The organism is Corynebacterium sp. ACRPS (assembly GCF_022346005.1).
Taxonomy (GTDB): Bacteria; Actinomycetota; Actinomycetes; order Mycobacteriales; family Mycobacteriaceae; genus Corynebacterium.
This window is the reverse complement of sequence record NZ_JAKRMY010000006.1, coordinates 1-13,374: the sequence shown is the minus strand read 5'-3', so window position 1 is coordinate 13,374 and position 13,374 is coordinate 1. Positions and strand designations below refer to the sequence as shown.

Annotated in this window: 14 protein-coding genes; 8 read left to right on the top strand and 6 right to left on the bottom strand. The window is 62.9% G+C overall.

The window, feature by feature from the left end; genetic code table 11:
• Positions 1-130 precede the first annotated feature (130 nt).
• Positions 131-592: a PH domain-containing protein gene (locus tag MHX65_RS04580; protein ID WP_239269014.1), complete on the top strand. Its 462-nt coding sequence runs from the start codon at positions 131-133 to the stop codon at positions 590-592.
• On the top strand, positions 589-1,905 hold the full coding sequence (locus MHX65_RS04575) for a PH domain-containing protein (RefSeq protein ID WP_239269012.1): 1,317 nt from the start codon (positions 589-591) through the stop codon (positions 1,903-1,905). Before MHX65_RS04580 ends, MHX65_RS04575 begins: the two co-directional genes overlap by 4 nt.
• Here the strand turns inward: MHX65_RS04575 and MHX65_RS04570 are convergent.
• On the bottom strand, positions 1,889-2,359 hold the full coding sequence (locus MHX65_RS04570; RefSeq protein ID WP_239269010.1) for a tRNA (cytidine(34)-2'-O)-methyltransferase: 471 nt from the start codon (positions 2,357-2,359) through the stop codon (positions 1,889-1,891). The genes MHX65_RS04575 and MHX65_RS04570 overlap by 17 nt on opposite strands.
• 23 nt (positions 2,360-2,382) lie before the next feature.
• Here MHX65_RS04570 and MHX65_RS04565 point away from each other — a divergent pair, with 23 nt between their 5' ends.
• The 3 genes from MHX65_RS04565 to MHX65_RS04555 all read left to right on the top strand — a co-directional run bounded on the left by MHX65_RS04565 (position 2,383) and on the right by MHX65_RS04555 (position 4,626).
• Positions 2,383-3,231, top strand: coding sequence for a bifunctional methylenetetrahydrofolate dehydrogenase/methenyltetrahydrofolate cyclohydrolase (locus tag MHX65_RS04565; protein WP_239269008.1), 849 nt, complete (start codon positions 2,383-2,385; stop codon positions 3,229-3,231).
• Positions 3,228-3,542, top strand: a complete 315-nt coding sequence (locus MHX65_RS04560; RefSeq protein WP_239269006.1) for a DUF3017 domain-containing protein — start codon at positions 3,228-3,230, stop codon at positions 3,540-3,542. The genes MHX65_RS04565 and MHX65_RS04560 overlap by 4 nt, the downstream gene beginning before the upstream one ends.
• A 115-nt stretch (positions 3,543-3,657) precedes the next feature.
• Positions 3,658-4,626: an HNH endonuclease signature motif containing protein gene (locus MHX65_RS04555; protein ID WP_239269004.1), complete on the top strand. Its 969-nt coding sequence runs from the start codon at positions 3,658-3,660 to the stop codon at positions 4,624-4,626.
• A 283-nt stretch (positions 4,627-4,909) separates the two neighbouring features.
• Here the strand turns inward: MHX65_RS04555 and metX are convergent, their stop codons facing one another.
• From metX to MHX65_RS04540, 3 genes are all read right to left on the bottom strand, one after another.
• Complete coding sequence (gene metX / locus MHX65_RS04550; protein ID WP_239269002.1) at positions 4,910-6,016, bottom strand: homoserine O-acetyltransferase MetX; 1,107 nt, start codon at positions 6,014-6,016, stop codon at positions 4,910-4,912.
• Complete coding sequence (locus tag MHX65_RS04545; protein ID WP_239269000.1) at positions 6,013-7,329, bottom strand: O-acetylhomoserine/O-acetylserine sulfhydrylase; 1,317 nt, start codon at positions 7,327-7,329, stop codon at positions 6,013-6,015. Before MHX65_RS04545 ends, metX begins: the two co-directional genes overlap by 4 nt.
• A 252-nt stretch (positions 7,330-7,581) precedes the next feature.
• The gene (locus tag MHX65_RS04540) at positions 7,582-7,794 is read right to left on the bottom strand and encodes a hypothetical protein (protein ID WP_239268998.1); all 213 of its coding nucleotides are present in this window, start codon (positions 7,792-7,794) and stop codon (positions 7,582-7,584) included.
• Between the two features lie 221 nt (positions 7,795-8,015).
• On the opposite strand from MHX65_RS04540, the gene MHX65_RS04535 reads away from it, so the two are divergent.
• From MHX65_RS04535 to MHX65_RS04525, 3 genes are read left to right on the top strand one after another with little or no spacing between them, the layout of a single operon-like run.
• Positions 8,016-10,580, top strand: a complete 2,565-nt coding sequence (locus MHX65_RS04535) for a nitric-oxide reductase large subunit (RefSeq protein ID WP_239268996.1) — start codon at positions 8,016-8,018, stop codon at positions 10,578-10,580.
• Positions 10,580-11,224, top strand: a complete 645-nt coding sequence (locus MHX65_RS04530) for a hypothetical protein (RefSeq protein ID WP_239268994.1) — start codon at positions 10,580-10,582, stop codon at positions 11,222-11,224. Before MHX65_RS04535 ends, MHX65_RS04530 begins: the two co-directional genes overlap by 1 nt.
• Entirely contained in the window at positions 11,225-12,061 is an 837-nt protein-coding gene (locus tag MHX65_RS04525; protein ID WP_370657789.1) for an SPFH domain-containing protein, read from the top strand.
• A gap of 4 nt (positions 12,062-12,065) precedes the next feature.
• On the opposite strand, the gene MHX65_RS04520 is transcribed toward MHX65_RS04525, so the two are convergent.
• A complete protein-coding gene (locus MHX65_RS04520) occupies positions 12,066-12,263 on the bottom strand; it encodes a hypothetical protein (protein WP_023016815.1) in 198 nt (65 codons plus the stop codon).
• Between the two features lie 36 nt (positions 12,264-12,299).
• On the bottom strand, positions 12,300-13,374 hold a 1,075-nt coding region (gene pdxR, locus MHX65_RS04515), incomplete at its 5' end, for a MocR-like pyridoxine biosynthesis transcription factor PdxR (RefSeq protein WP_239268992.1).

Sequence of the window (13,374 nt, the reverse complement as noted above, 5' to 3'; positions counted from 1 at the left end):
GGCCTGTGGGGTGGTCGTGACAATCCTTTCCGTCGACTCCTTATCGACTTTCGATGTTGTCGTAATTCGATAATATCGATTAACGATAAGTTGCGCAAGAGTGCGGGCTCGATTGCTACTGTCAATAGCTATGAGCGAAGAAATGAACCCCGTCTCGCCGCGTTTGGTTAAGGTGCGCTACATCCGCCACCTGGGCTGGACGATTATCTTCGCCGCGGCGGCCGCAGCGGCAGGGTACTGGTGGACCCCGTGGTTCTACTGGGCGGCGGGGCTCTTCGCCGTCCTCTTTTTCTGGCTGCTTTGGCTCATCCCCGCCCAGGTGCGCCGGATGGGCTGGTGCGAAACCGACGATGAGCTGCTCATTACGCGCGGCAAGCTGTGGCATTCTTTCACCGTCGTGCCCTACGGCCGCATCCAGTTCGTGGACGTGACCGCCGGCCCCCTCGAGCGCGCCTTCGGGCTCAAGGAGCTGCAGCTGCACACCGCCTCCGCAACCACGGACGCCACGGTGAAGGGTTTGGAAGCCCCGCTTGCCGATGCCCTCCGCACCCGCCTCACCCACCACGCCCGCGAACGGATGAGCGGGCTATGAAGTACCACCGCGTCCACCGCTTGACCCCGTTGCTGCGGCTGTGGTCGGTCATCCTGGCCGTCATCGCAGCATTTGCCTTAAACGTCAATATGGAGGCGCTGCGCGGAATCTTTGCCTTCGTTACCGGGGAACACAGTGCGGCAGACCTGCGCGATATTGGCCTCGCGCTGGCCGGGTTCATCGCAGTGTGCGCGGTGGTCTGGCTCGTCTCTGGCGTGTGGTGGCGCCAGATGGGCTACCAGCTGGGCGAGGAGGAACTCACCTTGCGCCGCGGGGTTATTTCGAAGCAGCAGCGCACGGCACGCTATGACCGCACGCAGGCTGTAGACGTCGTCGAGCCCGTTATCGCCCGCCTCTTTCGGCTCGCGGCCGTGCGCGTGGAAACGGCCGGCGGGCAGTCGTCTGCCATCGAAATCGCCTTCCTGACAAAGCGCGATGCCGAGGCCCTGCGCGCCGAAATCCTCTCCCGAGTCCACGGTGAGCCGCGAGAGCAGCCAGTTGAAGAGCGGCCAGCTGAGGAACAGCTGGCCGAGGGGGAAGACAACGTCCTCATCCCCGAAATCCCCATCGCGCGTTCCCTGGCCGCGGCCGCCTTGCACGCGTCCACGATCGTCCTGCTTGCGGCCCTCATCTTCCTCGTGGTCACGCCGATGTCCCTGACCATCACGCTGCCCATCCTTTTGGCTACTGTCCCGCGCGCCTGGAACGTGATTGACTCCTCGTGGCGCTACACCGCCAGCCTTGATGATGACGTGCTCAATATCACCTACGGCCTTGCCGATCGCCGCCGCCAAAACATCCGCCTCGAGCGCATCCACGCCGTCCAGGTCACCCAGCCGTTCCTGTGGCGGCCCTTCGGCTGGTACGAAACGCGCGTGTCGGTCGCCGGCTACGGTGGCACGGCCAGCGGCGAGGGATCGGGGTCGACGCGGATCGTGCCCGTCGGCAAGCGCGAGCAAGCCCGGCAATTCCTGCCCGCCGATGCCGCCCCGACCTACGCCTCGCCCGCGCGCGCCAAATGGGTCTCGCCCATCGATTACCGGCAGCAAACCGTCGCGCTGGCCGGCGACTACGTCATCGTGCGCGCCGGCCGCTTCAACCGCCGCGTCCAGGCCATCGAGCTGCGCCACATTCAGGAGCTCACCCTGCGCCGCGGCCCGATTTCCCAGCTATTCGGCCTGGCCACGGTGGAGCTCGACCTCGTGCAGGGGCCCGTCAAGATGGCGGCGCGCAACCTCGCGCTTGCCGATGCCCACGCCCTCCTCAACCGCCTGCGCTCCCGCGACCTGCCAGAACTTACACCGCTCCCTTAAACCCCAGCTGGCGCCAGGCCTCAAAGACCGCGGTTGATGCGGAGTTGGAGAGGTTCATCGAGCGCCTAGCCGGGACCATCGGAATGCGCACCTGATCGGTGATGCGCGGATGGTTGACATGCTCATCTGGCAGGCCTGTCGGCTCCGTGCCGAAGAGCAGCACGTCGCCATCCTGGTAGTCGACCTCCGTAAACCACTTATCCGTATGCGTGGTAAACGCGAAAACGCGCGCGCCGGGCAGCGCCTCCATGCACGCGTCGAAATCCTTATGAATCTGCACATCCGCCAGGTCGTGATAGTCCAGCCCGGCGCGCTTCAAGTGCTTATCGTCAAAGTTAAATCCCAGTGGCTCAATCAGGTGCAGGCTCGCGCCCGTTACCGCCGCGGTGCGAATGGCATTGCCGGTATTGGTGGGAATGACGGGATTATCAAAGACGATGTGCAGCTGGCTCATGCCTTCAGTCTAGGATGGGGGCTATGAGCGCTACCAAACTAGATGGCACCTTGTACCGTGACGAGATTTTTGCGGACCTCGCCGAGCGCGTGGCCGCCTTGAAGGATAAGGGGATAACCCCTGGCCTGGCCACCGTTCTGGTGGGCGAGGACCCAGGCTCCCAGTCCTATGTAAAGATGAAGCACCGCGATTGCGAAAAGCTGGGCATCAACTCCATTCGCAAGGACCTGCCGGCGGATATTTCGCAGGAAGAGCTTGAGGCGGTTATCGATGAGCTCAATGCCGATGACGCCTGCACTGGCTACATCGTCCAGCTCCCGCTGCCCAAGCACCTGGATGAAAACGCCATCCTCGAGCGCATCGATCCCGAAAAGGACGCCGATGGCCTCCACCCGGTCAACCTGGGCAAGCTCGTGCTCAATGAGGAGGCCCCGCTGCCGTGCACCCCGAATGGCTGCTTGCACCTGCTGCGCCGCTTCGGCGTGGAGCTGAACGGCGCCAAGACCGTCGTCATCGGCCGCGGCGTGACCGTCGGCCGCCCCATTGGCCTGATGCTCACCCGTCGCAGCGAGAACTCCACCGTTACCCTGTGCCACACCGGCACGAAGGATCTCGCCGCCGAAACTCGCGATGCCGATATCGTCATCGCCGCCGCCGGCCAGCCACACATGCTCACCGCGGACATGATTAAGGAAGGCGCCGCGCTTCTCGATGTCGGCGTGTCCCGCGTCGACGGCAAGCTCACCGGTGATATCGCCCCCGATTGCTGGGATAAGGCCGGGTACGTCTCGCCCAACCCAGGCGGCGTCGGACCGCTCACGCGCGCCTTTTTGGTACGCAACATCGTTGAGCGCGCGGAAAAACTGGCGTGAATTTAGACAATCCCCACGACGCGCACCTGACACCGTCCCCGCTGCCCGCCTCCGTGCAGTGGGTGGCCATCGGGCTCTTCATCGCCGGGGTGGCCCTGTCCGGCGGCTACGCCATTTTCGAGTATTGGCGCAGGGCCACCTTTTTGCTCGGGCTTGCGCTGCTGTGGCTGACGGTGGTGCGCCTGACGTGCGATTCGAGCCGCGTCGGCGTGCTGGCGGTGCGCTCGCGCCGCTTCGATGCCACGTTTACAGGCGTCATCGGCGCGCTGATGGCCTTTCTCGCCTACTCCGTGGACGCGCTGGGCAGCTAGTTATCCACAGGTGATTGTTTCAGTATCACCAATCTGCGGCGTGTCGCGTGGTTATCCACAGCCGCAGCACTCTTGGCCTCGCGCCCGCCGCTACCTGCGGTTTAGGCTCGGGGCCATGATTTCGGATTACCTCGCAGCGATAAACTCCCCGATGGCGCTCATCGGGGAGTGCGCCGGGCTATCCGAAGCCGAATTGGTAGACCGCGGTTTCAGCGATAAAGAGGCCGCGGAATTCGCGCGCTTGGCGGATACGTATTTTGGTAGGACATCGTTTAGCGCCAAGCAGCGCGCCGCCCGCAAAACCGCGCTCCCGCTCGATGCGCTGAAAATCATTGAGGTGCACGCGCAGAAGCTGAAGACCCAGCGCGCGGCGTGGGCCCTGCGCGAGGAGCTGTGCCGGCTCAACGTTTCTACCAGCGAGATAGAAAAGCGCGCCCGCCGCCGCGTCAAGGAGGAACGCACCCAGAAGCGCGCGGAGGGCGTCCGGCTCACCCGCCGCACCGATGACCTGTGGACGCTGACCATCACCGCGGAATCGGACTTGGTGGCCGAGATTAATAACCACGTCTCCACCGTGGACGATGCGCGCCGGGTCTTTGCAGAGGGCGCGGCTACCTCCACCATCACCACCAACGTGGTCCTAACCCTGGATGACATGGTGAAGGTCACCCACGGCGAGGACGAGGTCACCCTGCAGCTGACCAACGGCGCCACCATCACCGGTGCGCAGCTAGCGGAGCGCGCGCTTGCCGATGCCGGCCTCATCACCCTCATCCACCCCGTCACCGGTCCCGTGAACCTGTACCACACGCGCCGGCTGGCCACCTGGAAGCAGCGGCAGATGGCGATGGCGGAAAATCCGGTGTGCCCGTGGCCCGATTGCCATATTCCGGCCGATGAATGCCAGGTTCACCACCTGCAACCGTGGCTGCTCGGCGGCGAGACCAATGCCGAGAACCTGACCATCGCCTGCAAGTACCACAACTCCGTTAACGACGATGACCCGAATGCCTCGCCCCGTCGTGGGCGCTTAGAGCGCCGCCCGCACGAAGGAATCGTGTGGCGCCCGCCCTGGGCCCGATAAAAACATCGCCGAAGCCAGCGCAGTAAATGCTGCGCCGCTTCGGCGATCCTTCTGTATGCCTTTTGTAAAGAGTCCTGGCTAGCCACACATCGCGCCCCTCGATCCGGACCCCGCCACTGCCTGCCTCGCGCCGCGTCCTGTTCGTGTGCCGGACCACCCGCGACCGTAAACCTGCGCGCCAGATCGATGGCCACCCGTGCGCTGCTCGCCCAGCCACGCCGAACCACCTGTCACTGCAAGCAGCTGTGTCTGGGGCCGAGTGGCCGTGCGCAGGCGGGGACGGCTAGATGGCGTAGTCGATGGTGCTGTCCACGTCCAGCGGGTGCGGTTGGGACAGGGTGAGGAAGTTGCGCAGGATGCGGTCCATCTGGCGCGATTCCGTGAGGAATGCATCGTGGCCAACGGGTGAGACTACCTTCGCCATGGCCAGCAGGTTGCCCAAGTTGCGCGAGAGGTGTTCCTGCTGGTGGTAGGGATAAAGGATGTCCGTGTCAACACCCACGACCATGGTCGGTACCTGCGAGGAACCGAGAGCGCGGTTCAGGCCGCCGCGGCCGCGGCCGATGTCGTGGCGGTTGAGGGCCTCGGTAAGCGTGACGTAGGAACCGGCATCGAAGTGATCCGCCAGCTTCGAGCCCTGGTAATCCAGGTAGGAATTCACAGCGAAGCGCTGGTCGTGCCGGCGGTAGGGCCCCAGCGGTTCTTCGCCGGTTTGGGCTTGGACGCCAAAGCGCTCATCGATTTCCTGCTCGCCGCGATACGTCAAGTGCGCGATGCGCCGCGCCGCCGCCAGGCCCTCGCGGGGACGCTGAGAGGAGGAATAATAGTCGCCGCCGTGCCAGAAGGGATCGCGTTCAATCGCGGAAATCTGCGCCGACTGGATACCAATCTGCCACGCGGAGGCGCGCGCGGAGACGGCAATAACGCACGCGGCATCGACCGCATCCGGGTACATCAGCGTCCATTCCAAGGTGCGCGCTCCACCCATGGAACCACCGATGATCGCATGCACGCGCGTTATCCCCAGCTCTTCTAGCGCCTTTTTCTCCGCGGCCACCAAATCGCGAATGGATAGCGCCGGAAAGCGCGATCCCCAACTGCGGCCATCCGCATGCGGGGAGGAGGGGCCGGTGGAGCCATTGCAGCCGCCGAGTGCGTTCATGGCGATAACGCACCACTTCGTCGTATCCAGCGCCTTGCCTGGGCCAATGAGATCACACCACCACTCGGCCACATCGGCATTGCCGGTCAGCGCGTGTTCCACCAAAATGACGTTATTTCCGCCGTGCGGATCGCCGAGGAAATGGCCGAAGCGGTGGTAGGCGATGTGGGCATCGGAAAGCGTGGCGCCTGCTTCGGTGCGAAAATCGCCGATACTTATACAGCTCATGCCAGTGCTTTAAATCCCAGTTCGAGGTCAGCAATGATGTCGTCGATATCTTCAATGCCCACGGACAAACGGATGGTGGACTGCGCAATACCCGCCGCGGCCAGGGCGGCATCATCGGATTGCGAGTGCGTGGTGGTCGCCGGGTGAACCGCCAGCGAGCGGGTATCGCCGATATTGGCGAGGTTGGAGTGGAGTTTCAGGGCATCGATAAACGCCCATGCTTCCTCGCGCCCGCCGTCAATATCGAAGGACAGCACGGAGCCGGTATAGGAGTAACCCAGCTTCTCCTTAATCTTCTTATACGGCGAGGAATCCAGGCCGGCGTAGTTGACCTTCGTCACCTTGGCGTGGCCTTCCAGGTACTCGGCCACGGCCTGGGCGTTGGCATTGTGCTTGTCGATGCGCAGCCCTACCGTCTCAATGCCATTGAGCGTCAGCCATGCATTGAATGGGGAAATGGCGGCGCCGGTATCGCGCAGCAGGCCGGCGCGGGCCTTGAGTGCAAAGGCGGGGGCGCCGAGGTCGGCGTATTTTAGGCCGTGGTAGGCCTCGTCCGGGGTGACGAAGTAGGGGAATACTGGCTTGCCGTCGCGCTCGACGGTCCAGTCGAAGGAGCCGCCATCGATAATCGCGCCGCCCACCGCGGAACCGTTGCCGGTGTAGAACTTCGTGGTCGAAACCACGACGATGTCCGCACCCAAGTCGAGCGGGCGGGCCAGCGCCGCGGTGGCGATGGTGTTATCCACGATGAGCGGGACCTGGTTAGTGTGGGCCACCTCGGCGATGGCTGGGATGTCGAGGACATCGGCTACCGGGTTGCCAAAGGTCTCGCCGTAAAAGGCCTTGGTATTAGGCTGCACGGCGTCCTGCCAGGACTGAGGATCGTCCGGGTTTTCGACGAGGGTGACGTCGATGCCAAGCCGCTTGAGGGTGACGGTAAAGAGGGTGGAGGTGCCGCCGTAGAGGCGCGGGGAGGTGACGATGTGATCGCCTGCCGAGGCGAGGTTGAAAATGGCCGCGGTCTCTGCGGCCTGGCCGGAGGCAAAGGCCACGGCGGCCACACCGCCTTCAAGGGAGGCCAGGCGCTCTTCCAGCGCATCCTGCGTTGGGTTGGTCAGGCGGGTGTAGATGGGGCCTGCATCGGAGAGGTTAAAGCGGTTGGCCGCGTGCTCGGCGTCATCAAAGACGTACGAGGTAGTTTGGTAAATCGGCACGTTGCGGGAGTTGTGCGCGCCGTCGAGGTTTTGGCCTGCGTGAACGGAGCGGGTAGCGAAGGACCAGTCTGCGTTGGAGTTATCGTATTTCGTCGTCATGCCACGCAAGACTAGACCAAGCGGTATGTAACGTACAGCACCCTGGCGCGAAACCGCAGGGTAGTCGGAGAATAAAAATAGACTAAGCGGTAAATTAATCGCTTGGGCTTAGCCGCTTATAGCCCTGTACTCCGGCTTTGGTGAGCATGGTGTCGAAGGCGGGGCGGCCGACATCGGAAAGCGCGGCGTCATGGATGGGCATCGTGATCGCGGCGCCGCTGCTCGCAGGCTTCGGGAAGCTGCCCAGCCTAACTACTGCGGGTCTTTGGTGTCCTTGCGGCGAAATAGGTACCAGATTCCGAGGATCGCGCCGAAGAGCAGGATTGCCGAGGCGATAAAGACCATGGCGACCACCATCGTGCGGTGCGGATCGTTTAAGAAAATCATGCAGACGATGGCGGCGAGGAAGATCGCGGCGAAGAACGTGATGAGCCAATTGCGCTTGGTGTGCTCTGCGAATGTCATGCATTAATTGTTACGGAAAAACCGGGGGTAAACAAGCTGGGTGGGCATTCTGGGGGCGGAACCCGGCTATATGGTGCACCGATTTTTCCAATAGTGACCGCGTGCGGTCCGTCTAATGAGGGTGAATGGGGGTAGAGGTGCTCCGTTCGACTATTTAACACCGCTTTGCCCGTTCATAATGATGTATGTCGAACTCTCTACAACTGTGAAAGGGACACTTTATGGCCACCACCACGACTGGGGTTGAAGACCGGAAGAAACCGGTCCTCAAGGTGAGCAACGTGTGGGTGCAGGGCATCGCCCTCGTGATGATCTTTGGCTTCTTGGTCATGGGATTCTTGGCGTACCGCACCTATGACGCATCCATGCCGTTGCCGGAAAAGATTGTCTCCGAATCCACGGGCGAAACGGTCCTCACCAAGGACGAAATCACTAACGGCCAGGCGCTGTACCAGGCCCGCGGCCTGCAGCAATACGGCTCCGTGCTGGGGCACGGCGCCTACTTGGGCCCAGACTATACGGCGGAGTACCTGCGCCGCGCCCTCGACCATGCCCGTGAGGAAAACGACGCGAATGGTATGCCCGATTTCGTTGATTCCTCCGCCACTCCCGAAGAAGCCGTGGTAGAAGAATTCCGCACCAACCGCTATGACGAAGAAACGGGCGTACTGGAGTGGACCGATAACCAGATTTCGGCATTCGAGGCCAATAAGGACTACTACGCGCAGTACTTTGGCCCGGATTCCCACAACAGTGGCTTGCCGTCGGACTTTATTACCGATGAGCAAGACATCAATAACCTCGTCGGTTTCTTCGGCTGGACCGCGTGGGCTTCGGCGGCAGAGCGTCCGGGCCAGGACTATTCCTATACCAATAACTGGCCAGCGGAATCGCGCGTGGACAACGGCCCGACCGCGGACCTCGTGGTGTGGTCGGTGCTCTCGCTCATCGCGCTCATCGGCGGTACCGGCCTGATCTTTGCCATTTACGGCCGGTGGTCCAAGTCCATCGGTTGGCATTCGGAAGAAGCGCCGAACCTGGACTTTAAGCAACCGGGCGAGGTCGGGCTGACTAAGTCGCAAAAGGTGGTGGCCTGGTTCGTCCTAGTCATTGCGTTGCTGTTCTTGATTCAGGCGCTGCTGGGTGCGGCCAGCCAGCACTATCGCACGGAGCTAACCGGCTTCTTTGGCATACCGCTGCAAGAAATCCTCCCCTATAACGTCTCGCGCACCTGGCACGTGCAGCTCTCCCTCCTGTGGACCGCCGGCGGGCTCTTGGCAGCCGGTATCTTCCTGGCCTCGTTCGTGGGTAAGAAGGAACCGAAGAAGCAGAATTGGCTCGTATGGTTCCTGCTCGGCGCCATCGCGGTCGTGGTCTTTGGTTCCATGGCCTTTGAATGGCTTTCCACCATGGGCTACATCGAAGAGGGCACGCTCTTTTCTCAGCAGTGGGAGTATCTGGACCTGCCGCGCTTCTTCCAGGTGCTGCTGACCATCGGCATGTTCGTGTGGATTGGCATCATCTACCGCCAGCTGCGCGGCCGCCTGAAAAATGAACACAAGTCCAATATGCCGTGGCTCTTCTTCTACGCCGGCCTGGCCATCCCAGCGTTCTACGCGGTGGGCAACCTGGCGGGATCGGAAACCCACATCTCCGTCGCTGAGTTCTGGCGCTTCTGGGTGGTTCACCTGTGGGTGGAGGACTTCCTCGAGCTATTTACCACCGTCATGGTGGCCTACGTCTTCGTCCTGCTCGGCGTGGTCCGCGAAAAGATCGCCCTAGGCATCATCTTCTTGGACGTCATCCTCTATTCCACCGGTGGCGTGCTGGGCACGATGCACCACCTGTACTTCTCGGGCACCCCGGTCGAGCACATGGCCCTGGGCGCATTCTTCTCGGCCGCCGAGGTCGTGCCGCTGACCCTGTTGACCGTTGAAGCATGGACCTTCATGCAGCTGGGCTCCCGCCAGCGTGCCTCGGGCGAGCGCCCCTTCCCGCACCGCTGGGCGGTCATGTTCCTCGTCTCCGTCGGTTTCTGGAACTTCTTGGGCGCGGGCATCTTCGGCTTCCTCGTCAACCTGCCCATCGTCTCCTACTACGAAATCGGCACGGCGCTTACCGCCAACCACGCACACGGCGCGATGATGGGCGTCTACGGATTCCTCGCCGTGGGCCTGTCGGTCTTTGCGCTGCGCTACCTCATCCCCAAGGACAAGTGGTCCGATAAGGCCATGGGCTGGGCTTTCTGGCTGCAAAACCTGGGCCTGCTGTGGATGGTGGTCATTTCGCTCCTGCCGCTTGGCATCATGCAGCTCTACGAATCCGTCGGATCGGGCTACGTGGAAGCGCGGTCGCTGGGCTATATCACCCAGCCCGGCAACTTCATCATGGAATGGCTGCGCCTGCCTGGCGATGTCATGTTCCTCCTCGGCGTCCTGCCCTTCCTCTGGATGGCGCTGCGCGGCGTGCTTTACAAAAAGGAGATCCCAACGGTGGAGGAACACCCAACCAACCCGCTGTTTAGCATCATCACCCCGGACGAGGACGACCACGCGGGCGAGGTCCCCGTGGGCTCCTCGGTGGGGCTGGTTTCGGGCGGCAAGGGGCGCGTCGACAAGCGCAGCTCCACGGGCCGGCGCTACGGGTACATCGATGAGCGCGGTGCCTTCGTTGAGGAGGAAGATCCCGATGCCGAGCGCGGCGATTCCGCCACCGCGCCGCGCCAGGAATTTGAATCGCGCACCAAGTGGGGCGGTACCTACCGCTCGGATAAGAAGGACGACTAATGCCGGGTGCATTTACCGTACTATCCGCGTGCTACGGGCTTTTCCTGCTCGCAGTGGCCTGGGTATTCGACTTGCTCGCGCAACAAACCGCCAACCGCACCATGTCCAACCAATCCGGCACGTTCCGGTACTTGGAAGACCACGATGCTTGGCGATGCCCCGAAGATCACTGGCTCTGGCCCTCCAGCTTCGACCCGGAAAACCGCGTCATGCGCTACCGTGCGAACCCGACCGTGTGCAATACCTGCCCAGTCAAGCAACAGTGCACGGTCTCGCACCATGGCCGGGAGGTCACGCGCCAATTGGACCCGTGGCCGCACTCGGATTCGGGGCGCTTCCACCGCGGCATCGCGCTGGCGGTCGCGGCGATGGGCTACCTGCTGCCGCTGGCCTCGCTGATTAGCTATCATTCGCCCTCGGAGGTGGCGTTGACGCTGGCCACGGTACTCATCATCACCGGGTTCGGCGTGTACCCGCTGGCCCGGCACCTGTGGAATACTTCCTCGAACGCGCCGCAGCTGGTGGTGCCGGAGATGGATAACCACGAGGCGGAATTGGCAGCGCAGGTTGACCGCTATGGTTCGAAGTACGGAAAATCCACGCGCTATCGCTCGGTGCGTCAAGAACTGGAAGGGGAAGTCTAAGTGTCCGCTCCCGTATTCTGGCCGATCGTCATCGGCATCATCATCGCCCTCATCGGGGTATTTTTGTCCTACTCGCTCAAGGTGATTAAGCAGTACGAGCGGGGCGTGACCTTCCGCTTTGGCCACCTGCGGCCGATGCTGGAGCCGGGGCTGCATTTCTTGCTGCCGGGCATCGATAAGCTGGAGCGCGTGGATTTGCGTGTGGTGACGCTGACGATTCCGCCGCAGGAAATCATCACTAAGGATAACGTGTCCGTGCGCGTGAATGCGGTGGTCATGTTCGAGGTCACCGATTCGAGCAAGGCGGTCCTCGAGGTCGAAAACTACGCCGTGGCCACCTCGCAGATTGCCCAGACCACCCTGCGTTCGCTCTTGGGGCGGGCGAGCCTCGATGACCTGTTGGCCCACCGCGAGGAGCTCAACGAGGACCTGGCGGCGATCATCAACGGCCAAACTGAACGGTGGGGCGTGCTGACCCGCATCGTAGAGATTAAGGACGTTGAGATCCCAGAGATGATGCAGCGCGCCCTGGCGCGCGAGGCGGAGGCGGAGCGCGAGCGCCGCGCCAAGGTTATTTCGGCCCACGGTGAGCTGCAGTCCTCCCGCGAGCTGCGCGAGGCCGCCGAGGAGCTGGGCAAGGCTCCGGCGGCGCTGCAGCTGCGCTACCTACAAACGGTGCTGGAGCTCGGCGCGGACCAAAACTCCACCATCGTTTTTCCGCTGCCCATAGACATCATGGGTGGCTTCATGGAAAACCTGGGCACCTTTAATAAGGGGTTCAAGGAATTCAGCGAGAACTTCTCGCAGGTGGTAAATACGGAAAAGCCTGCGGACTAGGCATTTAAGAATGCGGCCCCTGCCCAGCGGAGGGGCCGTTTTTCTGTGCCTCGCGAAGCTGCGCGATGGCCTGCGAATTTTGCTTAATATCATTGGAATTACGCGCGACCTGCACGATTAAATAAATGACACCGGCTATAAGTCCGATGTAGATAGCTAGCGGGATGAGCATGAGCAGAAGTTCGAGCGGGCCAAGCGTCATTCTTACGCCTTTCTGTGCGGGGTATTTAATTTCAGGCTAACACTCGCGCAGGGCTGCGGCGACTGCGCTCAGGCTGTGGCGCAGGTCGTCATCGCTTAGGTGGCCAAAGCCTAAAACGACGCCGTCTTCGGCGTCCACTCCGCCCCAGTATTCGCGCAGCGGGGTCAGCTTGATGCCGCGGGCGGCGGCGCGCGGGACGATGGCCGGATCGCAGAGCAAAACCGCGTGCAGGCCGCCGTTGATGGGCAGCAGGCGCGCGCCGGGGAGAGTGCCCAGGGCATCGGCCACGAGGTCGCGGCGGCGCTTATAGGTCCGGCGCATGCGGCCGGTGTGGCGCCGCAGCGCCCCGCTTGCCAGGTAATGGGCGAGCGCGGCCTGTGGGATGGTGCCGACCGGCTGGCCAAAGATTTCGCGCTGCTTGTCGATGCCCCCGCGCAGCCCATCCGGGACCACCACATAGCCGCAGGCGATGGACGGCGAAATGACGGTGGAAAACGTACCTAGCAACACGGTGCGCTCTGGGGCGAGCGCGGCGAGCGCGGGCAGCGGTTGACCCACGTAGCGCAGCTCGGAATCGAAGTCATCCTCGATGAGTAAAGCGCCATGCTGGCGGGCCCAGGCGACGAGTTCGGCGCGGCGTTCGGCCGGCAGCGAGGCGCCATACGGGTACTGGTGGCTTGGGGTGACAATGAGCGCGTCGAGGTCGGTATCGGGAACGGTAACGCCATCGGCATCGGTGGGCACGTTCACCAACTCATGGCCAAGCGCCTGCGGGATGCGGCGCAGGCTGGGGTAGCCGGGCGATTCGACACCGACGCGCAGCGCGGTACCGAGCGTGCGCAGCACTAAGGCTAGGCCATCGCGGGCACCGGCGGTAACGACGATGCGGCGCGGATCCACCCGCAGCCCGCGCATGTGGCGCAGGTGGTTGGCTATGTGGTGGGGGAGTGGAGGGGCATCGGAAAGCGGCTGGGCGGCGGCATCGCGCCAGGCGGCGCGCCATTCGGGGGTGATGATGCCGGCGGTATCGGGCAGGCCGGGCGTCAATTCCAGCAGGTCGGGTGTGGGAGCGGGCTGCGGCGCGGGCTCGGGGCGCGGCGGCGGGCTGTGG